The organism is Pseudomonas sp. GW821-FHT09C10 (genome assembly GCF_059418085.1).
Genome location: NZ_JBWKPE010000008.1, coordinates 111791 through 132836, shown reverse-complemented (window position 1 = coordinate 132836; position 21046 = coordinate 111791). Strand labels below are relative to the sequence as shown.

At 58.9% G+C, this 21046-nt stretch carries 19 protein-coding genes; 9 read left to right on the top strand and 10 right to left on the bottom strand.

Annotated elements, in window-relative coordinates; all coding sequences use genetic code 11:
• The first annotated feature begins 6 nt into the window (after positions 1–6).
• Together AC07OT_RS16930 and AC07OT_RS16925 are read left to right on the top strand one after the other, a co-directional pair.
• Entirely contained in the window at positions 7–1608 is a 1602-nt protein-coding gene (locus AC07OT_RS16930; RefSeq protein WP_495108561.1) for a carbamoyltransferase C-terminal domain-containing protein, read from the top strand.
• Entirely contained in the window at positions 1592–2809 is a 1218-nt protein-coding gene (locus AC07OT_RS16925) for an MFS transporter (RefSeq protein ID WP_495108560.1), read from the top strand. The genes AC07OT_RS16930 and AC07OT_RS16925 overlap by 17 nt, the downstream gene beginning before the upstream one ends.
• Before the next feature lie 106 nt (positions 2810–2915).
• On the opposite strand, the gene fba is transcribed toward AC07OT_RS16925, so the two are convergent.
• From fba to tkt, 6 genes are all read right to left on the bottom strand, one after another.
• Positions 2916–3980 (bottom strand): class II fructose-bisphosphate aldolase, encoded by a 1065-nt coding sequence (gene fba / locus AC07OT_RS16920; protein ID WP_003177554.1) that lies wholly within the window; start codon positions 3978–3980, stop codon positions 2916–2918.
• Positions 3981–4214: 234 nt separating this feature from the next.
• Entirely contained in the window at positions 4215–4547 is a 333-nt protein-coding gene (locus tag AC07OT_RS16915; protein ID WP_017531025.1) for an MliC family protein, read from the bottom strand.
• A gap of 60 nt (positions 4548–4607) precedes the next feature.
• Complete coding sequence (locus AC07OT_RS16910; RefSeq protein WP_027606037.1) at positions 4608–4835, bottom strand: hypothetical protein; 228 nt, start codon at positions 4833–4835, stop codon at positions 4608–4610.
• A gap of 29 nt (positions 4836–4864) precedes the next feature.
• Positions 4865–6028, bottom strand: a complete 1164-nt coding sequence (locus tag AC07OT_RS16905) for a phosphoglycerate kinase (RefSeq protein ID WP_495108559.1) — start codon at positions 6026–6028, stop codon at positions 4865–4867.
• A gap of 17 nt (positions 6029–6045) precedes the next feature.
• Positions 6046–7101 carry an erythrose-4-phosphate dehydrogenase gene (gene epd, locus AC07OT_RS16900; RefSeq protein ID WP_495108558.1) on the bottom strand — a complete coding sequence of 352 codons (1056 nt, stop codon included), beginning with the start codon at positions 7099–7101 and terminating at the stop codon, positions 6046–6048.
• A 138-nt stretch (positions 7102–7239) separates the two neighbouring features.
• A complete protein-coding gene (tkt, locus tag AC07OT_RS16895) occupies positions 7240–9237 on the bottom strand; it encodes a transketolase (protein ID WP_034116187.1) in 1998 nt (665 codons plus the stop codon).
• Between the two features lie 272 nt (positions 9238–9509).
• On the opposite strand from tkt, the gene AC07OT_RS16890 reads away from it, so the two are divergent.
• From AC07OT_RS16890 to AC07OT_RS16870, 5 genes are all read left to right on the top strand, one after another.
• The gene (locus AC07OT_RS16890) at positions 9510–10505 is read left to right on the top strand and encodes an ArsR/SmtB family transcription factor (protein ID WP_065938157.1); all 996 of its coding nucleotides are present in this window, start codon (positions 9510–9512) and stop codon (positions 10503–10505) included.
• 19 nt (positions 10506–10524) lie between these two features.
• Positions 10525–11715 carry a methionine adenosyltransferase gene (metK, locus tag AC07OT_RS16885; protein WP_495108557.1) on the top strand — a complete coding sequence of 397 codons (1191 nt, stop codon included), beginning with the start codon at positions 10525–10527 and terminating at the stop codon, positions 11713–11715.
• A 212-nt stretch (positions 11716–11927) separates the two neighbouring features.
• Positions 11928–12269 carry a hypothetical protein gene (locus AC07OT_RS16880; RefSeq protein WP_495108556.1) on the top strand — a complete coding sequence of 114 codons (342 nt, stop codon included), beginning with the start codon at positions 11928–11930 and terminating at the stop codon, positions 12267–12269.
• 95 nt (positions 12270–12364) lie between these two features.
• Positions 12365–14026, top strand: a complete 1662-nt coding sequence (gene ligB / locus AC07OT_RS16875) for an NAD-dependent DNA ligase LigB (RefSeq protein WP_495108555.1) — start codon at positions 12365–12367, stop codon at positions 14024–14026.
• A gap of 66 nt (positions 14027–14092) precedes the next feature.
• Positions 14093–14488, top strand: a complete 396-nt coding sequence (locus AC07OT_RS16870; RefSeq protein ID WP_027606045.1) for a DUF1090 domain-containing protein — start codon at positions 14093–14095, stop codon at positions 14486–14488.
• A gap of 6 nt (positions 14489–14494) precedes the next feature.
• On the opposite strand, the gene AC07OT_RS16865 is transcribed toward AC07OT_RS16870, so the two are convergent.
• Positions 14495–14944 (bottom strand): c-type cytochrome, encoded by a 450-nt coding sequence (locus AC07OT_RS16865; protein ID WP_495108554.1) that lies wholly within the window; start codon positions 14942–14944, stop codon positions 14495–14497.
• Positions 14945–15072: 128 nt separating this feature from the next.
• Here AC07OT_RS16865 and mltA point away from each other — a divergent pair, with 128 nt between their 5' ends.
• Positions 15073–16257 carry a murein transglycosylase A gene (mltA, locus tag AC07OT_RS16860; protein ID WP_065938152.1) on the top strand — a complete coding sequence of 395 codons (1185 nt, stop codon included), beginning with the start codon at positions 15073–15075 and terminating at the stop codon, positions 16255–16257.
• A gap of 55 nt (positions 16258–16312) precedes the next feature.
• Here mltA and AC07OT_RS16855 read toward each other — a convergent pair whose 3' ends face one another.
• The gene (locus tag AC07OT_RS16855; protein ID WP_065938151.1) at positions 16313–16699 is read right to left on the bottom strand and encodes an MAPEG family protein; all 387 of its coding nucleotides are present in this window, start codon (positions 16697–16699) and stop codon (positions 16313–16315) included.
• A gap of 192 nt (positions 16700–16891) precedes the next feature.
• On the opposite strand from AC07OT_RS16855, the gene AC07OT_RS16850 reads away from it, so the two are divergent.
• Positions 16892–18151 (top strand): cation:proton antiporter, encoded by a 1260-nt coding sequence (locus AC07OT_RS16850; RefSeq protein WP_495108553.1) that lies wholly within the window; start codon positions 16892–16894, stop codon positions 18149–18151.
• On the opposite strand, the gene AC07OT_RS16845 is transcribed toward AC07OT_RS16850, so the two are convergent.
• Both AC07OT_RS16845 and AC07OT_RS16840 read right to left on the bottom strand, forming a co-directional pair.
• Positions 18145–19032, bottom strand: a complete 888-nt coding sequence (locus tag AC07OT_RS16845; protein ID WP_065938149.1) for a formate/nitrite transporter family protein — start codon at positions 19030–19032, stop codon at positions 18145–18147. The genes AC07OT_RS16850 and AC07OT_RS16845 overlap by 7 nt on opposite strands.
• Before the next feature lie 71 nt (positions 19033–19103).
• Positions 19104–21023 (bottom strand): patatin-like phospholipase family protein, encoded by a 1920-nt coding sequence (locus tag AC07OT_RS16840; protein WP_495108552.1) that lies wholly within the window; start codon positions 21021–21023, stop codon positions 19104–19106.
• Positions 21024–21046 lie beyond the last annotated feature (23 nt).

The window sequence follows — 21046 nt, the reverse complement described above, 5'->3', positions numbered from 1 at the left end:
CTGAGCATGGTCAATGTAGAAAATAATGACATTGCAATACTTGGCCTTAAAGATGGACATGACGGGGCGGTAGCCCTAATTGTTGGGAACCACTTAGAGTTTTCTGTAGAAGCAGAAAAAGATAACGGCCTTCGATTTTCAAGCGTGACACCTGACGCACTACTGAAAGTTTCTCACATGATTAACAAACCCGTAGATATAGTAGCTCAGAGCGGTTGGAGTAGAGGGGTGAACTCAGAAAGTGACATCATTGGTGCAGGCTATTCAGGACTAAAGAAGATTATTCATCAAGAACGTTCAATATTTGGTCATAATGTTACTTATTTTTCATCCTCACATGAGCGCTCACACCTTTTATGCGGATACGGGCTTTCACCCTTTCCACAAGGACAGCCTTGCTATGCATTGCTCTGGGAGGGCTATTTCGGTGCATTCTATCGAATTGATGAAAACGTAAACATTACCAAATTAGGTAGTGCACTTGAAAACCCTGGGGACAGATTTGCTTTTTTATACGCGCTCGCAGATCCTACTTTTAATCTTGGAGCGGGACAAATTCGTTTAAGTGATGCAGGCAAACTCATGGCACTTGCCGCTTATGGAGAAAATGGCAATCTTGACGAGGACGCCAGACACATAATAACCACCCTAGTCGACAAGAACATAGACTTTAGAAAGCTTCACAAGCACCATTTCCGTAAAAGTGCATATTACAATATTGGACTCAACAACCCTCGATTTGCATCACTTGCATATCATCTTTCAAACGCAATTTTCAATCTGTTTCGTGATTTTGCACAGCTACTGGTATTTGATGACGCACCTTTATTAATTGTTGGCGGATGCGGATTAAATTGTGACTGGAACTCAAAATGGAAAGAGACACAACTATTCTCTGATGTATTTATTCCTCCGTGCACAAACGACAGCGGGTCTGCAATTGGAACTGCGATTGATGCATTACTGCATACCAAAGGACTTGCCAAAGTAACTTGGTCACCCTATGCAGGGGAGCTATCACATTCTGACACAGATAACACAGGCACCTTCATTAGTGAACCCTATGATACGAGACGTGTAGCGCGATTACTTCATGAAGGCTGCATATTAGGTTGGGTGCAGGGCAGATATGAAATGGGTCCTAGAGCACTAGGAAATCGCTCAATATTAGCGGCGCCCTATCCTAGAGAGAATCTCATTAAGTTGAACAAAATCAAGAGGCGCGAAGGATTCCGCCCTATAGCACCGATATGTTTAGAAGAATGTATGGCTGAATACTTCTGCCCGTCTAACCCCTCACCCTACATGCTGGAGTTTCGTAAAGTTATTTCAGCCAGCATTCCGGCGGTGACGCACGTTGATAACTCAGCGCGTCCTCAATCAGTCAATGAATTGCAAAATTTTCGTATACATCAACTGCTAAGCGCCTATCGTGCTATATCAGGAGTCGGCGTACTTTGTAACACATCCTTAAATTTTAACGGGCGCGGCTTTATAAATAGACTTAGCGACTTGTATCGATTCGCCAGTGAACATGAACTCGACGGCTTCGTATTTGAAGACACACTTTTCCTGCATTCAGATCGACCTGATGAAAACGTCAAGTAAGCTTATTTGCGTGCAAGCGCTATCCAGCTTCTCACTATGGCTTGATATTTTTTTAATCTTCACGGTTCCCGTTTATCTATGGCATGCCTCTCCTTCATCAATAGCGTTCTTGGCTTTTTGCCTGGGCGCCCCTATGTTGTTTCTAGGTCCTATCGTAGGAACGCTGATAGATCGACATGACGTAAGGAAAACACTAGTATCCGGCGTCTTACTCCGCACACTGTCTACCGTAGGGCTAGCAGTGTCTCCAGATCTTCAGAGCTTTTTGCTTTTCGTCATTTTCAAAGGTGTGTCAAATTTATTTTACTTTCCTTCGATAACCATTATAGTTCGGCAACTGATACATGCCGAGGAGCGCAAATCTTTTTTCAGCCACGTAAGTGTATTTGATCAATCTTCCAAAATTTTTGCGCCGTTACTTGCAGGCTTGTTAACGGCAGTATTAGCACCTAAGAATTTATTCTTTTTTTCGGCAGTCACCGTTTTATTAACCTTCCCACTCCTAAGGCCTATTTGCCTAGCATTCCGAACGCAAATGAATGGTACCGCTACCAACGCCCTGCCACTTTATCGCGACATTACAAGAGGACTCTCTATATTCAATGCCTTGCCCTTTCAACTACGCATAGGCTTTTTGTACTCCCTGCTTACATCGCTGGCTTTAGGAATTTACGACCCGCATTTGGCGTCCTTTCTAGCCTATGAAGGTTTACCTCCAGTTAATTTTTCAATAATCGTCTCAGCAACAGCCGGAGGTGCAATATGTGCCGCATTGCTGATGAAATTCAAATTGAGCAATTTCGATGAGATTCTTCTTCGGTCCAGCGCATTAGTTGTTTTCTCTACCGCATTAATCCTGACCGCAGTTTTAGTATTTTTCCAATTACCTGGAAGAGCCTATCTCTATCCATTGGTTTGGTTTTTGAATGGCTTCGGTTATGAAACGCTAATAATATCTTCAAATATAATCCTTCAGCAATTATGCCCTACTGACAATATCGGAAGAGTATCCATGTCTTTCAGAAGCATCCAAATACTATGCGTCATAACGGGACCTTCTTTAGGAACAATGCTAATAATCGCAGGTGGTCGCCCAGCACCTTTTGTTGTGGCTGCGGGCATGGCATTTTTAACTGCATTGCTGTCCATTGCGGTCTATTTATATTTGTACAGAAAACAATCGCATGCACCTGTCAGCTAATGCAGAATTAAACGATTATCCCGCGAATCTTCTGCCTCTTAAACTTACCTAATCAAAAACAAAAAAAGCCCGCATCGCTGCGGGCTTCTTTTTTAACGCCTAAGGCTCAATTCACCTTAGCGTTCAACTCACCTTTCAGGTAACGCTGGTACATCGCTTCCAACGAGATCGGCTTGATCTTCGAAGCGTTGCCCGCAGTGCCGAAGGCTTCGTAACGAGCGATACACACATCACGCATCGCGGTCACGGTCGCGCCGAAGAACTTGCGCGGGTCGAACTCACTCGGGTTGGTGGCCATCAGGCGACGCATTGCGCCGGTGGACGCCAGGCGCAGGTCGGTGTCGATATTGACCTTGCGCACGCCGTACTTGATGCCTTCGACGATTTCTTCAACCGGCACGCCGTAGGTTTCTTTGATGTCGCCGCCGTACTGGTTGATGATCGCCAGCCATTCCTGCGGGACCGAGGAAGAACCGTGCATCACCAGGTGGGTGTTAGGGATGCGCTTGTGGATTTCCTTGATGCGGTCGATGGCCAGCACGTCGCCGGTCGGCGGCTTGGTGAACTTGTAGGCGCCGTGGCTGGTGCCGATGGCAATGGCCAGGGCGTCGACCTGGGTCTTCTTGACGAAGTCGGCGGCTTCTTCCGGGTCGGTCAGCATCTGGCTGTGATCCAGCACGCCTTCGGCGCCGATGCCGTCTTCTTCACCGGCCATGCCGGTTTCCAGGGAGCCCAGGCAACCCAGTTCACCTTCAACCGAAACGCCGCAGGCGTGGGCCATGGCCACGGTTTGTTGGGTGACGCGTACGTTGTACTCGTAGTCGGTCGGGGTCTTGCCGTCTTCGCCGAGGGAGCCGTCCATCATCACCGAGCTGAAGCCCAGTTGGATGGAGCGCTGGCACACGTCAGGGCTGGTGCCGTGGTCCTGGTGCATGCACACCGGGATGTGCGGGAATTCTTCGATCGCGGCGAGGATCAGGTGACGCAGGAACGGGGCACCGGCATATTTGCGCGCACCGGCCGAAGCCTGGACGATCACTGGGGAGTCGGTCTTGTCAGCGGCTTCCATGATGGCGCGCATCTGCTCAAGGTTGTTGACGTTAAAGGCTGGGACGCCGTAGCCGAACTCGGCTGCGTGGTCCAGCATTTGACGCATGCTGATAAGTGCCATTGTGTTGTCTCTCCCGGTCGAGGGTCGTTAATCGTGCAAGCCTGCCGTAGCGGCGGCTGCTATTCAAGTTATTGCAGGTCAGGCTTTGCATGCCTGGCGTGCTGAATCGTTATTGCTGATGTGGGAGGGAGTTTGCCCCCGATGACAGTGGCTCAGTCAGCACATGGGGGTGCTGACAAACCGCTATCGGGGGCAAGCCCCCTCCCACATTTGGATCTCATCAAATTTGAAATCTTATTGGGCCTTGCAGCCGCGCCCGATCAAATCGTCGGTGGCGACCCAGTAAACCAGGCCTTCCTCACCTTTTGTGTGAAACGCCAACTGGTCGTTGCTGTACAGCACGCCCGAGGCGGCAACGTCCTGTTTCAGGCGATAAACCTGGTCGGAACCGCCGAGGCGTACATCCACCTCACTGCGGGCCTGGTTGGCGAAGCGCCAGTTGACCTCGGCCTTGCTGTCGCAGGTCCAGGTGGTCCACTTATCGGCAGGCTCTGCCTTGTTGAACATGTTCATGCTGCTGCAGCCGGCCAGTAGAGCCAGGGCTGCCAGGGCGAAAACGCCTTTCATTGCCAATCCTCGCAGCAGGGCCAAAGGCCGCCGATGCCGTCGGTTAGTTGATCAGACCCGTCAAGGGCAACCCTGTTCCTGACCGTTGGGCGCGGAGTCGTATTTCTCCAGCCGTTCGTTGCCGATGCGCTTGTTGATCACCGGCATGGTCTCGGCTTGCCAGTCAGCCTGGTAGCAGCTTTTTTTCTGCTCCGTGGCAGGTTTGCCTGCCGCCGGCGCTGCGCTTGGCGTGCTGCCGCAGCCGGCCAACAGGCCCGCTGCGATCACCATTGCCAACGACTTGATCATGGGAATACTCCTTTTCCGGATCACGAGCCTTAGCCTTTGGCCCGGGTTTCCAGCACTTCAACGGCGGGCAGGACTTTGCCTTCGACGAATTCGAGGAATGCACCGCCACCGGTAGAAATGTAGGAGATCTGGTCGGCAACGCCATATTTATCGATGGCCGCCAGGGTGTCGCCGCCGCCGGCGATGGAGAATGCCGAGCTGTCTGCGATGGCCTTGGCCAGCACTTTGGTGCCATTGCCGAACTGATCGAACTCGAACACGCCGACCGGACCGTTCCACAGGATGGTCTGGGAGGCTTTCAGCAGCTCTGCGAAGTTGGCTGCCGTTTGCGGGCCGATGTCCAGAATCATGTCGTCGGCAGCCACGTCGGCGATGAGCTTGACGGTGGCTTCGGCGGTTTCAGCGAACTCCTTGGCAACCACCACGTCCACCGGCAACGGCACGCTGACCTTGGCGGCGATGGCACGGGCGGTGTCGAGCAGGTCCGGCTCATACAGGGACTTGCCCACCGGGTGGCCTGCTGCCGCCAGGAAGGTATTGGCAATGCCGCCGCCAACGATCAACTGGTTGCAGATCTGGCTCAGGCTGTTGAGCACGTCCAACTTGGTGGACACCTTGGAGCCGGCAACGATGGCCGCCATCGGCTGGGCCGGAGCGCCCAGGGCCTTGCCCAGTGCCTCCAGTTCAGCCGCCAGCAGTGGGCCGGCAGCCGCCACCTTGGCGAACTTGGCCACGCCGTGGGTCGAACCCTCGGCACGGTGGGCGGTGCCGAACGCGTCCATCACGAACACGTCGCACAGGGCGGCGTATTGCTGGGCCAGTTCGTCGCTGTTCTTTTTCTCGCCTTTGTTGAAGCGCACGTTTTCGAACAGCACGATGTCGCCAGGCTTAACGTCGACACCGCCCAGGTAGTCAGCCACCAGCGGCACCTCACGGCCCAGGGCCTTGCTCAAATAGTCGGCTACCGGCTTGAGGCTGTTTTCGGCGGAGAACTCACCTTCGGTCGGGCGACCCAGGTGGGAGCAGACCATCACGGCCGCGCCTTTTTCCAGGGCCAGCTTGATGGTCGGCAGCGAGGCCAGGATTCGCGCATCGCTGGTGACAACACCGTCCTTGACGGGGACGTTGAGGTCTTCGCGAATCAGTACGCGCTTACCTTGCAGATCGAGGTCGGTCATCTTCAACACGGTCATGGGTGGCAGTTCCTGAATTACTGTTGAGGTTGTTTAGAGGCGATATGCAGATAATGTTCCGCAACATCCAGCATTCGGTTGGCAAAGCCCCATTCGTTGTCGAACCAGGCCAGGATGTTCACCAGCCTCGGGCCGGAAACGCGGGTCTGGCTGGCATCGACAATCGCCGAATGCGGGTCATGGTTGAAATCACAACTGGCGTGAGGCAACTCGGTGTAGGCCAGCAAGCCTTTGAGCGGGCCGCTGGTGGCGGCGTCGCGCAGGATCCGGTTGACCTCCGTCGCATCCGTGTCGCTGACGGTTTGCATGGTGATGTCCAGGCAGGACACGTTCACCGTCGGCACCCGTACGGCTTTGGCCTGGATTCGCCCGGCAAGTTCCGGCAGCAGGCGTTCGATGCCGCGCGCCAGACCGGTGGATACCGGAATCACCGACTGGAACGCCGAGCGCGTGCGGCGCAGGTCTTCATGATGATAGGCGTCGATCACCGGCTGGTCGTTCATCGCCGAGTGGATGGTGGTGATCGACACGTAATCCAGGCCGATCGCCTGATCCAGCAGGCGCAACAGCGGCACGCTGCAGTTGGTGGTGCAGGAGGCATTGGACACCAGCAGCTCACTGCCGGTCAGGCAATCCTGGTTGATGCCGTAGACGATGGTGGCGTCGACATCCGCCTCGCTGGCCATCGGCTGGGAAAACAGCACACGCGGTGCGCCAGCGTCGAGAAAACGCTGGCCATCTGCGCGGGTGTTGTAGGCACCGGAGCATTCCAACACCAGGTCGACGCCCAGCGCCGCCCAGTCGATGCCCTCGGGGGTGGCGCTGCGCAACACTTTCACGCAGTCGCCGTTGATATGCAGACAATCGCCTTCGACCCGCACTTCGCCGGGGAAACGGCCATGGGTGGAGTCAAAGCGTGTCAGGTATTCGATGCTGGCCATGTCGGCCAGGTCGTTGATCGCGACAATTTCAAACCCGGCTGCCGCCCCTCGCTCGAACAGAGCACGCAAGACGCAACGACCAATGCGGCCGTAGCCGTTGAGTGCAACTTTGTAAGGACGCGGTTGGGGCATGGGGTTCTCGATCAAGGTTAGTTCGGTGTTGAATGTTCTGACGCTATCGCGGGCAAGCCCGCTCCCACATCAGACCGCGATCCAAATGTGGGAGCGGGCTTGCCCGCGATAGCGCCAGTACAGACAACGCAGACTGACTTAGTCTTCCAGCAGCTCTTCAGCCTGACCCAGGATGTTTTCCAAGGTGAAACCGAACTCTTCGAACAACGCTGGCGCCGGCGCCGACTCACCGTAGGTGGTCATGCCGATCACGCGGCCTTCCAGGCCCACGTACTTGTACCAGTAGTCGGCGTGCGCCGCTTCGATGGCGATACGCGCGCTGACCTGCAACGGCAATACCGATTGCTTGTAGCCGGCGTCCTGGGCTTCGAACACGCTGGTGCACGGCATGGACACAACGCGCACGTTGCGGCCTTGGGCAGTCAGCTTGTCGTACGCCTGAACGGTCAGGCCCACTTCGGAACCGGTGGAGATCAGGATCAGCTCCGGCTCGCCGATGCAGTCCTTGAGCACGTAGCCGCCACGGCTGATGTCGGCGATCTGCGCGTCGGTGCGCACCTGGTGTTGCAGGTTCTGACGGGAGAAGATCAGCGCCGAAGGGCCGTCCTTGCGCTCGATCGCGTGCTTCCAGGCCACCGCGGATTCCACCGCGTCGGCTGGGCGCCAGCAATCCAGGTTCGGCGTGGTACGCAGGCTGGTCAGTTGTTCGACCGGCTGGTGCGTCGGGCCGTCTTCGCCGAGGCCGATGGAGTCGTGAGTGTAGACATGGATCACGCGCTTCTTCATCAGCGCGGCCATACGTACGGCATTGCGCGCGTACTCCATGAACATCAGGAAGGTCGCGCCGTAAGGCACCAGGCCGCCGTGCAGGGACACGCCGTTCATGATGGCGCTCATGCCGAACTCGCGCACGCCGTAGTACATGTAGTTGCCGCTGGCGTCTTCGGCCGAGACACCTTTGCAGCCTTTCCACAGGGTCAGGTTGGAACCGGCCAGGTCGGCCGAACCGCCGAGGAACTCAGGCAGCAGCGGGCCAAAGGCATTCAGGGTGTTCTGGCTGGCTTTACGGCTGGCGATGGTTTCGCCCTTGGCCGCGACTTCGGCGATGTAGGCCGAGGCTTTTTCCGAGAAATCGGCAGGCAGGTCACCGGCCAGGCGGCGTACCAGCTCATTGGCCAGCTCAGGGAATTCGGCGGAGTAGGCAGCGAAACGCTGGTCCCACTCGGCTTCGGTGGCCAGGCCTTTTTCCTTGGCATCCCATTCGGCGTAGATGTCGGCCGGGATTTCGAACGGGCCGTGGTTCCACTTCAGCGCTTCGCGGGTCAGGGCGATCTCCGCGTCACCCAGTGGGGCGCCGTGGCAGTCTTCCTTGCCTTGCTTGTTCGGCGAACCGAAGCCGATGGTGGTCTTGCAGCAGATCAGGGTCGGCTGCGCGCTCTTGCGGGCGGTGTCGATGGCAGTCTTGATCTCTTCCGGATCGTGGCCGTCGACATTGCGGATTACCTGCCAGTTGTAGGCTTCGAAACGCTTGGGGGTGTCATCGGTGAACCAGCCTTCGACTTCGCCGTCGATGGAGATGCCGTTGTCATCGTAGAAGGCGATCAGCTTGCCCAGGCCCAGGGTACCGGCCAGGGACGCGACTTCGTGGGAAATGCCTTCCATCATGCAGCCATCACCCAGGAACACATAGGTGTGGTGATCGACGATGTCGTGGCCAGGACGGTTGAACTGCGCGCCCAGGACTTTTTCAGCCAGCGCGAAGCCCACGGCATTGGCCAGGCCTTGGCCCAGGGGACCGGTGGTGGTCTCGACGCCTGGGGTGTAGCCGAATTCCGGGTGACCCGGGGTGCGGCTGTGCAGCTGGCGGAAGCTCTTGAGGTCATCGATGGTGACGTCGTAGCCGGTCAGGTGCAGCAGCGAGTAGATCAGCATCGAGCCGTGGCCGTTGGACAGTACGAAGCGGTCACGGTCGGCGAACGACGGGTTGCTCGGGTTGTGCTTCAGGTAATCACGCCAAAGTACCTCGGCGATATCCGCCATGCCCATCGGGGCACCGGGATGGCCGCTGTTGGCTTTTTGCACGGCATCCATGCTGAGGGCACGAATGGCGTTGGCACGCTCACGACGGCTGGGCATCGCTGTTCTCCTGAGGATTTTGAAGAGTGAATGATTAAAAGAAACGGAAAAAAGGATCGGCATTTTCCCTCAGCCACCGCCTGCGGGCAATGACAGATAGTCACTTGCAGGTGTTTTTCCTGTGCTTTGGGCGGCAATCGCTTGCAGAAACCTTTAACCGCTTCGTCTAAAGGTTATAGCGGCCGCTTATAACCGCCACTTATCGATCAATATCAAAACTTTTTGATATTGACCTTGCGGGGATACTCACCCGTCACTAGACTGCTGGCCTTATGAACCTACCCGTGCCCACCCTGCGTCCTGACGACGGCGAAGAGCTGGCAGCCTTGTGCAAGGCCGCTGGCGACCCATTGCGTCTGAACGTATTGCGCGCACTGACCAACGACTCATTCGGCGTACTGGAACTGGCACAGATCTTCGCCATCGGCCAGTCGGGCATGAGCCACCATCTGAAGGTGCTGGCCCAGGCCGACCTGGTCGCCACCCGCCGCGAAGGCAATGCGATTTTCTACCGCCGCGCCCTGCCCCATACCGACCTGCTCGGCGGCAAGTTGCACGCTGCCTTGCTTGAAGAAGTGGACAGCCTGAGCCTGCCCCATGACGTGCAGTCACGCATCGGCCAGGTCCACGGGCAACGTGCCGCCGCGAGCCAGGACTTTTTCGCACGGGTTGCCGAGAAATTTCGCGCCCAGCAGGACTTGATTGCAGGCCTGGCCCAATACCGCGACAGCGTACTGGCGCTACTGGACAAGCTGAGCTTCAGTGAAGAAGCGACGGCGCTGGAAGTCGGGCCTGGAGATGGCGGCTTCCTGCCGGAACTCGCCCGCCGCTTTCGGCAGGTCACGGCGCTGGACAACAGCCCGGCGATGCTCGAACTGGCCCGCCAACTCTGTGAGCGCGAGGCATTGGGCAATGTCAGCCTGCAGTTGGCTGACGCCCTGAGCAGCACAACGATCAAGGCCGATTGCGTGGTGCTGAACATGGTCTTGCACCATTTCGCCGCCCCCGCCGACGCTTTAAAGCAAATGGCCGGGTTGCTGCACCCCGGCGGTAGCCTGTTGGTTACGGATTTATGCAGCCACAACCAGAATTGGGCCAGGGAGGCCTGCGGTGATCTCTGGTTGGGTTTTGAACAGGACGATCTGGCCCGTTGGGCCACCGCTGCGGGACTCGTTCCCGGGGAAAGCCTCTATGTAGGTTTACGTAATGGTTTCCAGATCCAGGTCCGCCACTTTCAGCGACCGACTGGCGACACTCACCATCGGTAAATATCAGGAAAACATCGAGATGAGCGAATACTCCCTTTTCACCTCCGAGTCCGTGTCTGAAGGGCATCCGGACAAAATCGCCGACCAGATTTCTGATGCGGTGCTGGACGCCATCATCGCTGAAGACAAGTTCGCCCGTGTGGCGTGCGAGACCCTGGTGAAAACCGGTGTAGCGATCATCGCCGGCGAAGTGACCACTACCGCCTGGGTTGACCTGGAGCAGATCGTTCGTGACGTGATCACCGACATCGGCTACAACAGCTCCGACGTCGGTTTCGACGGCGCGACCTGTGGCGTGATGAACATCATCGGCAAGCAGTCGCCCGACATCAACCAGGGCGTCGACCGTGCCAAGCCGGAAGACCAGGGCGCCGGCGACCAGGGCCTGATGTTCGGCTACGCCAGCAACGAAACCGATGTGCTGATGCCGGCACCGATCACCTTCTCGCACCAGCTCGTGCAGCGTCAGGCTGAAGCGCGTAAATCCGGCGTGCTGCCTTGGCTGCGCCCGGACGCCAAGTCCCAGGTGACCTGCCGCTACGAAGGCGGCAAGGTGGTTGGCATCGACGCCGTCGTACTGTCGACCCAGCACAACCCGGACGTTTCCTACGCCGACCTGCGCGAAGGCGTGATGGAGCTGATCGTCAAGCACGTGCTGCCGGCCGAACTGCTGAGCAAGGACACCCAGTTCCACATCAACCCGACCGGCCAGTTCATCATTGGTGGCCCGGTAGGTGACTGCGGCCTGACCGGTCGCAAGATCATCGTCGACAGCTACGGCGGCATGGCCCGTCACGGCGGTGGCGCGTTCTCCGGCAAGGATCCATCCAAGGTTGACCGCTCCGCTGCCTACGCCGGTCGCTACGTGGCCAAGAACATCGTCGCTGCCGGCCTCGCCGAGCGTTGCGAGATTCAGGTGTCCTACGCCATCGGCGTGGCCCAGCCGACGTCGATCTCGCTGAATACCTTCGGCACCGGCAAGATCAGCGATGACAAAATCATCAAGCTGGTGCGCGAGATCTTCGACCTGCGCCCTTACGCGATCACCACCATGCTCGACCTGCTGCACCCGATGTACCAGGAAACCGCAGCCTACGGCCACTTCGGTCGTACCCCTGCGCAGAAGACCGTCGGCGACGACACCTTCACCACCTTCACCTGGGAAAAAACCGACCGCGCCAACGACCTGCGCACTGCCGCCGGCCTGTAATCGCCCACGGTACATAAAGCCTCGCCGGGTTTGCCCGGCGGGGCTTTTTATTGCCTGCGGGACCGCCTTCACATTTTTTGGATCCAAAGCTTGCAGGCACAATAATGGCCCTCTAGAATCCGCGCCCTCTCGGGCCTTCACCTTATTTGGATATTGCCCTGCACCAGCCCGGGATTCATAAGTGCGCAGGCAATCGAACATTGAGGTTTTTCATGCGCATCTCCACGCTCGCCCCTGCCGCTCTTCTGATCAGCCTGTTCGCCCTGCCGGCCCACGCCGCCGACCTGAGCGCATTGAGTGGCGCCCTGGGCTCCCAGCTGGGTGTCGGCAATTCCGGCGACTGCCAAAAGCAATCCGCAGACCTGCAAACCAAGATCGACGCGGCCGAAGCCAGCAAAGACAGCTTGAAAGTGAAGGCTTTCAAAGCGGCGCAAGACCAGATCAACAAAGGTTGTGACAAACTCGCCCAAGCCCAGGCCAAAGCCGACGCCAAGCAGGAAGCCAAGGCTGATAAGCCTGATGCCGTGAAAGCACTGGGCGGCCTGTTCAAGTAAGCCGAAACACCCGGTAAAAAGCCCCGCAGCGTCGGGGCTTTTTTGTGGGTGAAGGGATCATTTAGGCTGGGCGCCCCTTTCGAGCAAGGATGCTCATGATGCGTTTACTGATTGCTCTGCTACTCAGCGCTCTACCCTTTTCGGCCTGGGCTGAAAGCTGCCCCGATGAGGCCAGGGCCCAGGTCGGCACCCTGGCCGAACAAATCCGCCTGTGGGACGACAGTTACCACCGCCTCGGCCAATCCCCCGTCAGTGATGAACTCTACGACCAGGCCCGCCAGCGTCTGGCCCACTGGCGCCAGTGCGTGCCCAACCCCACGGCGCCTGATGATCCGCTGGCCAGTTCACGGGGCACCTTGCCGCACCCGGTCGCCCATACCGGCCTCGAAAAACGCCTGGATGAGCAAGCCGTGGGAGCCTGGCTAGGCACGCGCCAGGATGTATGGATCCAACCCAAGGTGGACGGCGTTGCAGTGACCCTGGTGTACCGCCAGGGTCGCTTGAAACAGCTGATCAGCCGTGGCGATGGCAAGCTGGGCCAGGACTGGTCGACCTCCGCGCGCAAGATCCCCGGCATTGTCCAGCAACTGCCGGAACCCATTGACCTGGTGCTGCAAGGCGAACTTTATTGGCGCCTCGACGAGCATGTGCAATCGGCACACGGCGGGCTCAACGCGCGCAGCAAGGTGGCCGGGCTAATGAACCGTCGGCAGTTGAGCGACACCGACGCTGCCGGTATCGGCCTGTTTATCTGGGCCTGGCCCGAAGGCCCTGCGGCGTTTCCCGAGCGCCTGGCCACCCTGGCACGCTGGGGCTTCACCGACAGCCAGCGCTATAGCCAGCCGATCCAGGACATCATCGAAGCAGCACATTGGCGCACCTATTGGTACAACCACCCCCTGCCCTTTGCCAGTGACGGCGTGGTGCTGCACCAGGCGCAGCGCGCACCCGCTGAACGCTGGCAGGCCAGTGCGCCTTACTGGTCTGTCGCCTGGAAGTACCCCGCCTCCCAGGCCCTGGCGCTGGTACGGGAGGTGCAGTTCAAGATCGGCCGCACCGGACGCATCACCCCGATTCTGGAACTGGAGCCGGTGCGCCTGGACGACCGCCGGATCAGCCGGGTCAGCGCCGGCTCCTTGAAGCGCTGGCAGACCCTGGATATTCGCCCGGGCGACCAGGTGTCCGTCAGCCTGGCGGGCCAAGTGATCCCTCGGCTGGACCAGGTGATCCTGCGCAATACCACGAGGGTCGAGCTGCCAGTGCCCGACCCTCGGGACTTTCACGCCTTGAGTTGCTGGCAGCTGGAGCCCGGCTGCGAAGAACAACTGCTCGCACGCCTTACCTGGCTGAGCGGCAACCAGGGCCTGGCACTGCCGCACATAGGCCGCGAGACGTGGAACATATTGATCCAGGCCGGTCTAATCGCAGGCTTTCTCGATTGGTTAACCCTGGATGCGGCAGAGCTTGCTAACATTGATGGCTTCGGTGAGCGCAGCCGCACGCGGCTGCTCGACAGCCTTCACAGCGCTCGGCAACGCCCCTTCGCACAATGGCTCAAGGCCTTGGGTGTACCGCCTGCGGCACGTAACAACCTGGAAGGCGACTGGCAGACGCTGGTCGCCAGGGACACCCAGGCCTGGCTGGCCATCGATGGCATCGGCCCGGGCCGCGCGGCGCAACTGAGCGCTTTTTTTCGCGACCCACATGTACAGACCCTGGCTGAAACATTACGCATGGCCGGAATAGACGGGTTTTGAACCCGACCCAGCCACCTTTGAATCACAGCAGAATTCACCCTGCTATTTGCGCACCTGGAGCTCCCCATGAAATTCCTCGCCCCTTTCGCCCTGTTGACCGTCGCCAGTTTCATGGCCACGCCACTGCTCGCCGCCGAAGAAGCCACCCCACTCACCGGCTGTGCCGCCAAACGCCAGGCCATCAGCACCCAGCTCGAACAGGCCAAGGCCCACGGCAACAGCGACCAGCAAGCCGGCCTGGAAAAAGCCCTGAGCGAAGTCACCGCCAACTGCACGGATGCCGCCTTGAGGAAGGAGCGCGAAAACAAGGTACTCGACGCCAAGCACGAGGTCAGCCGCCGTCAGGCCGACCTCGACAAGGCGATGAAAAAAGGCGACGCGGACAAGATCAACAAGCGTAAGGACAAACTCGCCGAGTCACGCAAGGAACTGCAGGACGCCGTGGAAGAACTCGACCAGTAAAACCGGTCAGTGGTCGCGAAATTGTTTATGGCAGGCACTGCAGGCATCTTCGACTTTCTGTACGGCAGGCGTAAGGCTGCTGGCCTTGTAGGGCTGCACCTGGCTGGCGATCACCAACTCACCGGTGGCCGCTTCCAGGTCGCGTGCCAGTTGCTGGAACTGCGCCTGTTTTTGCCACACGTCGTCCTTGGCGCTGGTGTGATCCTCTTCGCGTACGCTCGGAAAATGTTTCCACGGTTCATGGGACAGCGCATCGAGCTTGACCGCGCCTTCGGCGAATTTCGCGCCATCGAAGGCAATGCGCCCGCGCAGCATGCCGCCCAGGTCTTCAGCGGTCTTGAGCATCTGCTTGAAGATCGCCTTGCGCTGGCCCAGGGGCGAATTCGGATCGACGCCGCCGCAGGCGGACAGTGTCAGGCAGGCCAACAGCACAAGCGTCATTTTTTTAAAAGTCATAGCGGCTCAGGGTCACGGGAAACGGCGGCCAGTATCCTCGCCCTGCTCGTAAAGACCAATAGCCCTATTAATAATAAGGGTTGCCCAAAGGCGCTGCGGCGCGGGCAATCGCTTCAGGAACTGTTTGTATGAATCTCACACTGAAACACTGGAGCCGCCGGCTGGCATGGGCTCTGCCGATGTTTGCGCTGCTGGCAGGCTGCGACGCGGGCAAAGACGCCGGCAAAGATGAAACAATTAAACCCCACGCCGTGGCCACCTACGTGAATGCCCCTTGGGAGGCCTTGCCGAGCGTGTCCGACGCCGACCTACTGGCCGGTTTTGAATCCTGGCGCAGCGCCTGCCAGCGCCTCAAGGCAGACCCGGTATGGGGCGCGACCTGTGCCGCAGCAGCCAGCGTGCCCGGCAATGCCGTGGCGGTGCGCGGTTTTCTCAAGGAGCGCCTGGATGTGTTCGGCCTGCGTTCGGCTGACAACACCCCCAACGGCTTGATCACCGGCTACTACGAACCGGTCTACCCCGGCAGCCTGACCAAGACCGCCGCCGCCCATGTTCCCGTGTATGGCGTGCCGGATGACCTGATCATCGTCAATCTGGAAAGCATCTACCCGGAACTCAAGGGCAAGCGCCTGCGCGGCCGCCTCGAAGGCCGCGTGCTCAAGCCCTATGACGATGCCAGCGCCATCAACGGCCAGGGCTCCACCGCCAAGCCGATTGCCTGGCTGACCAATCCAATGGACCTGCAATTCCTGCAGATCCAGGGATCGGGGCGCATTCAACTCAAGGACGGACGCCAACTGCGCGTCGGTTACGGCGACCAGAACGGCTACCCCTATCGCCCTATCGGCCGTTGGCTGGTGGAGCAAGGCGAGCTGAAAAAAGAAGACGTGACCATGGGTGCCATCAGCGCTTGGGCCAAGGCGCACCCGGAGCGCATCCCGGAACTGCTGGCCAGCAACCCCAGCTACGTATTCTTCAGCGCTCGCCCCGACAGTAATGAAGGCCCGCGCGGTTCGCTGAATGTGCCGTTGACCGCTGGCTACAGCGTAGCAGTGGATCGCAAGGTGATTCCGTTGGGCAGCCTGTTGTGGCTGTCGACTACCAAGCCCGACGGCTCGCCATTGGCACGCCCGGTCGCCGCGCAGGACACCGGCGGTGCAATCACCGGAGAAGTGCGCGCGGATTTGTTCTGGGGCACGGGTGATGCTGCCGGAGAGCTGGCGGGAAATATGAAGCAGCAAGGACAGATCTGGATGCTGTGGCCCAAGGGCGCGGCGTTGCCGCAGGTGCCGGATGCACCCACCGGAACCTGACACTCGCCGAAAACACACTGCAGGAGCGAGCAAGCTCGCTCCTGCAGAAACCGGTTCAGATCGAGACGAAGAAGAAGCTCGCAATCAACGCCATGCCCACCGCCCACACCAGCGAGCGCAGTATCGCCCAGTCGGCGAGGTAGCAAATGATGTACAGCAGGCGGCTGGTGATAAACAGCACAGCCAGCACGTTGATGGTCACCAGTTCGGCCGTGCCGGCCAGGTGGGCGATAATCACCGCGGCGGCAAACGCGGGTGTCACTTCAAAGCTGTTGAGCTGCGCACTGTGGGCGCGCTTGGCAAACCCTTCAAGAGTATCCAGGAAAGCACGCGGGTCGTGGTTCTGCCGCGGCCCGAACTTGCCGCCACTGAACTTGGCCACGCCCGTGCACAGGTAAGGCAGGAAAATCGCGATCAATACACACCAGAAAGCAGCCGTCATCACTCAGTCCTTTTGTCGTTTTATGCAGCGATTAGAGTTCTAGCACTAAAAACCCAATATCGCACCTAACCGCTATGAGCCGCGCGACACCGAAAGGTTCTACCGCACTTTCACCCAAGACCTTGCAACCTCACGCCGCCACTGCGGTCCATCCCCCATTAACAACCCACCCCCACCTTCCAAGGACCCCGGATGCTTGAACTTGTCGCCGCCTTTATTTGCCTCACAACCCTGCTCACCTATGTGAACTTCCGCTTTATCGGCCTGCCGCCCACCATCGGCGTGATGGTCACGGCCCTGCTGTTCTCCCTGATCCTGCAAGGCCTGAGCGTGCTCGGCTACCCAGGCCTGGAGGAACGCATCCAGCAACTGATCGGCCAGATCGACTTCGGCGACCTGCTCATGAACTGGATGTTGTCGTTCCTGCTATTCGCCGGCGCCTTGCACGTCAACTTGAACGACCTGCGCAGCTACCGCTGGCCCATCGGCCTGCTGGCCACCTTCGGCGTGTTGATCGCCACTGTGGTGATCGGCAGCCTGGCGTATTACATCTTCGCCCTGTTTGGCTGGCACGTGAGCTTCCTTTACTGCCTGTTGTTCGGCGCACTGATCTCGCCCACCGACCCCATTGCGGTGCTGGGCGTGCTGCGAACCGCCAATGCGTCGAAACCGCTGAAGACCACGATTGTGGGTGAGAGCCTGTTCAACGACGGCACGGCGGTGGTGGTGTTTACCGTATTGCTGGGTATCGCGCAGCTGGGCAAGACGCCAACCGTGGGCGCCACGGCCATGCTGTTCGCCCATGAGGCAGTGGGTGGCGTGGTCTTCGGCGGGCTGATCGGCTACCTGGTGTACCTGATGATCAAGAGCATCGAACAGCACCAGATCGAAGTGATGCTGACCCTCGCCCTGGTCATCGGCGGCTCGGCGATGGCCACCGAACTGCACGTCTCCGCACCGATCGCGATGGTGGTGGCCGGGCTGATCATCGGCAACCTGGGACGCAAGCTGGCGATGAACGACATGACCCGGCGCTACCTGGACGGCTTCTGGGAATTGCTGGACGACATGCTCAACGCGCTGCTGTTTGCGCTGATCGGCATGGAGCTGCTGCTGTTGCCGTTCAACTGGCTGCACGTGTTCGCAGCCAGTTTGCTGGCGGTGGCGATCCTGCTGTCGCGCCTGCTGACCGTGGCCCCGGCGATCCTGTTGCTGCGGCGCTGGCGCACGGTGCCGCGCGGCACCATCCGTATCCTGACCTGGGGCGGCCTGCGCGGCGGGGTTTCGGTGGCACTGGCGCTGGCCCTGCCACTGGGCCCGGAGCGCGATCTGCTGCTGAGCATCACCTACATCGTGGTGCTGTCGTCGATCCTGTTGCAGGGGCTGAGCATCGGCAAGCTGGTCAAGCGCGTGACCCAGGGCGAACCCCAGGCCACACCTGACGTTCACTGATCCTTGTTGATCCGCTGCGGATGCCTCGGGTCCGCAGCGTGCTTGCCCGGCAAGCTACTCTCGCTGCGAATCTGCGCATGGCTGATCAACGCAAAGATAAAGCTGCCACCGATGATATTGCCGGCCAGGGTTGGGCCGGCAAACACCAGCCAGAAATCCTTCCAGGGCAACTCACCGGCAAACACCAGGTATGAGACTTCCGCCGACCCCACCACGATATGGGTGAAATCCCCCAGGGCCATCAGGTAGGTGATCAGAATGATGATCCACATCTTGGCGCTTTCCATCGAAGGGATCATCCACACCATGGTGGCGATCATCCAGCCGGAGACGATGCCCTTGGCGAACATCTGGCCGGCGTCGTTTTCCATGATCTTGCGCCCGATTTCCAGGAAGGCCATGTCGGTCTTGGTGTCGAAGATCGGCAGGTGCAGCATCACATAGGCCACCAACAGCGTGCCGCACAGGTTGCCCACCAGTACCACGCTCCAGAGCCTGATCAGCCGCCCGGCATTGGCCAGTGTAGGTTTGCTCATCACCGGCAACACGGCGGTCAGGGTGTTTTCGGTGAACAGTTGCTGGCGCGCCAGGATCACCGCGAGGAAGCCTGCGCAGTAGCCGAAGCTGGCGATCACCTTGAACGCTTCGCCGTCCGGCAGACGTGAATTGAGCAGCCCCATGGCCATCAGCGACAGGCCCATGGTCAAGCCTGCGGCCAGGGCCGACCACCACAAGGCGGCGACACTGCGCTCCAACTCCTGGTCGCCCTGGGTACGGATGATTTCGTGGAGCACCGCAGCACGGGGTGGCTGGTTCTTGTCCACGTCCTGTTGCTCTTCCTGCGACAGGTTGGGGGTCTTGCCGTCTTCGTTGGTGGCCATGATGTTCCAGAGTCCGAGGGGTGCCTGTAGCTACGACAGGCTGGCGCGGTAGCTGTTCAGTGGCCAGACAACTAAACCGGCATGCGCCAAGCCTTGGCCATCTCCACAGTGGTGGAACTGGAAGGCGTGCCCCAGGGCTTGTTGCGCGCCTGGTAATTTTCGCTGAGATCATCAAGCACCCGGTTGAACGCGAGTGGCGTAGCGGCCTTGGCCAAGTCTCGGGCTGCGCGCTGTAACAGTTCAACATTGGACGCCGGCTGGCCTGGTCGGAACAACGAGGGGTAGATGACCTCCCGCGTAAAGCTCTCGGCACGTACCGCAATATCGCGCCGTTTCATTTCGGCAACGGCGCAGGTCATGACTTTGGAAGAGGTGTCGCCCTGCTTGGCAGCCATTTGCAGCAACGCCTGGAAATTGTGTTGGCCAGTATCATTCAAGCGCCGTCCCAACCATTCGGTTTTCTCGGGACTGCGGGCAAGTGCATCCAGATTACGAACTGCCGACGACAACTTCGGTGTGAACAGCAAGCTATCATGGGAGTTATCGACCTCAGTAATCGCACGGTCCAGGGCGTGCAATACCTGCTTCGCTTCTTCTCGAAACATCAGCGCGCTGGCTGCGGCGGTGTCTTTCTGCAACGTCGGCTGCACACTGGCCAGTGTTTTATCATCCATCGCCAGCACCGCTTCATCCAGCGTACCGAACGAGTGAGACTCACGCGTCGCGGCACGACGCTGCAGATGCCCTTCCACCGCCTCACGCGCCTTTTCCTGCAGATGCTGCTTGTACTCATCCTTCATGGTGAAGTTGACCGTACCGTTGAGCAGGCCGCGAAAATCGCCTTTTTCGGTATTCAGTGGCAACGCCAGCGTCTGCTCGGCAAATGCTTCGAGCCTTTTATCCTGGTAAGCCTCGGCGGCCGAGTGGGATGTTCCCGTGATGCAGTCGGCCAGGCTGCTGATAAAACCGCCACTTTGGGCCGACGCCCCGACGGCGTCTGACTCGAACTTGATGATCAGCGACTCAGATTTGCTCAGGGGGCTCTCGGGAAACAATCGGTCCACCACGCCTGGCGCTGGTGTATTGAGCAACAGGCCACCGTCCTGAAAGGCAGTGGTTTCAGATGCCATCTGGAAGGCATGTCCTTGTTCCACAGGGCTTTTGAACAGGACGGGCAACGAACCCGAAATACGCGCGGCGCGGGCGATATCCATGTCCGGAGTCAAACTGCTGTTGAACACTACCAACTGTGGGCGCCCACCAAACATGCCAGTACCCGTGATATTGAGTTGCTTGACCGCTGGAATAGTGCGGCTTAACACCTCAAGGTCGGCAAACGTGGGCGCGCCACCGGCACTGAGCTTGTCAGCAATGCGCATGACTTCGGCGGGCCGGGTTTCTCTGGGAGAGTCGGCAATATGACCAAGAAGCGCCTTGCGCGACTCGTCGCGGATCATGTTCTCCAGCGGAACGGCAGCGGTTTTCAGACGCGGCAGCAGGGTCACCAGCAACTGGGAAATGTTGCCGACCAGGCCCGGCAAGCGCCCCACATGCTTGCCAAGCGTTGAACTGGCTTCCTGCAACCAGGCCGTCACAGGGTCTTTGCTGTTCAGCAGACTGGGCAGATTGATGGTGTCCGACAGCCGATCGAATGCTGCCGCCCCCATGCCACTGGCAATCAAGGCTGCGGAAATCGCGCCGGCAGAGGAACCGGAGATCTCTCGAATGCCTTCCAATTGCCGTGCGTCTTCCAGTGCCTGCACACCTCCCGAGAAGGCGACGCCCTTGGCGCCACCACCACTGAGCACCAAATGCGTGATGGGCGGCGGCGATAACACCACCTCCACCCGCCCTTGAGGATCGCGAAGGAGGGTCAGATTGCGATCGCCGCCACTGTCCACCAACAACGTCTTCGCCGTGTGATCGGCGCTGGCGCTGTCATTTCCATGCAAAGGCGTCTGAACAGGGGTGACCGGATTGAGCACTTTCATGAGCCGACTCTCTCTGCAGGGGT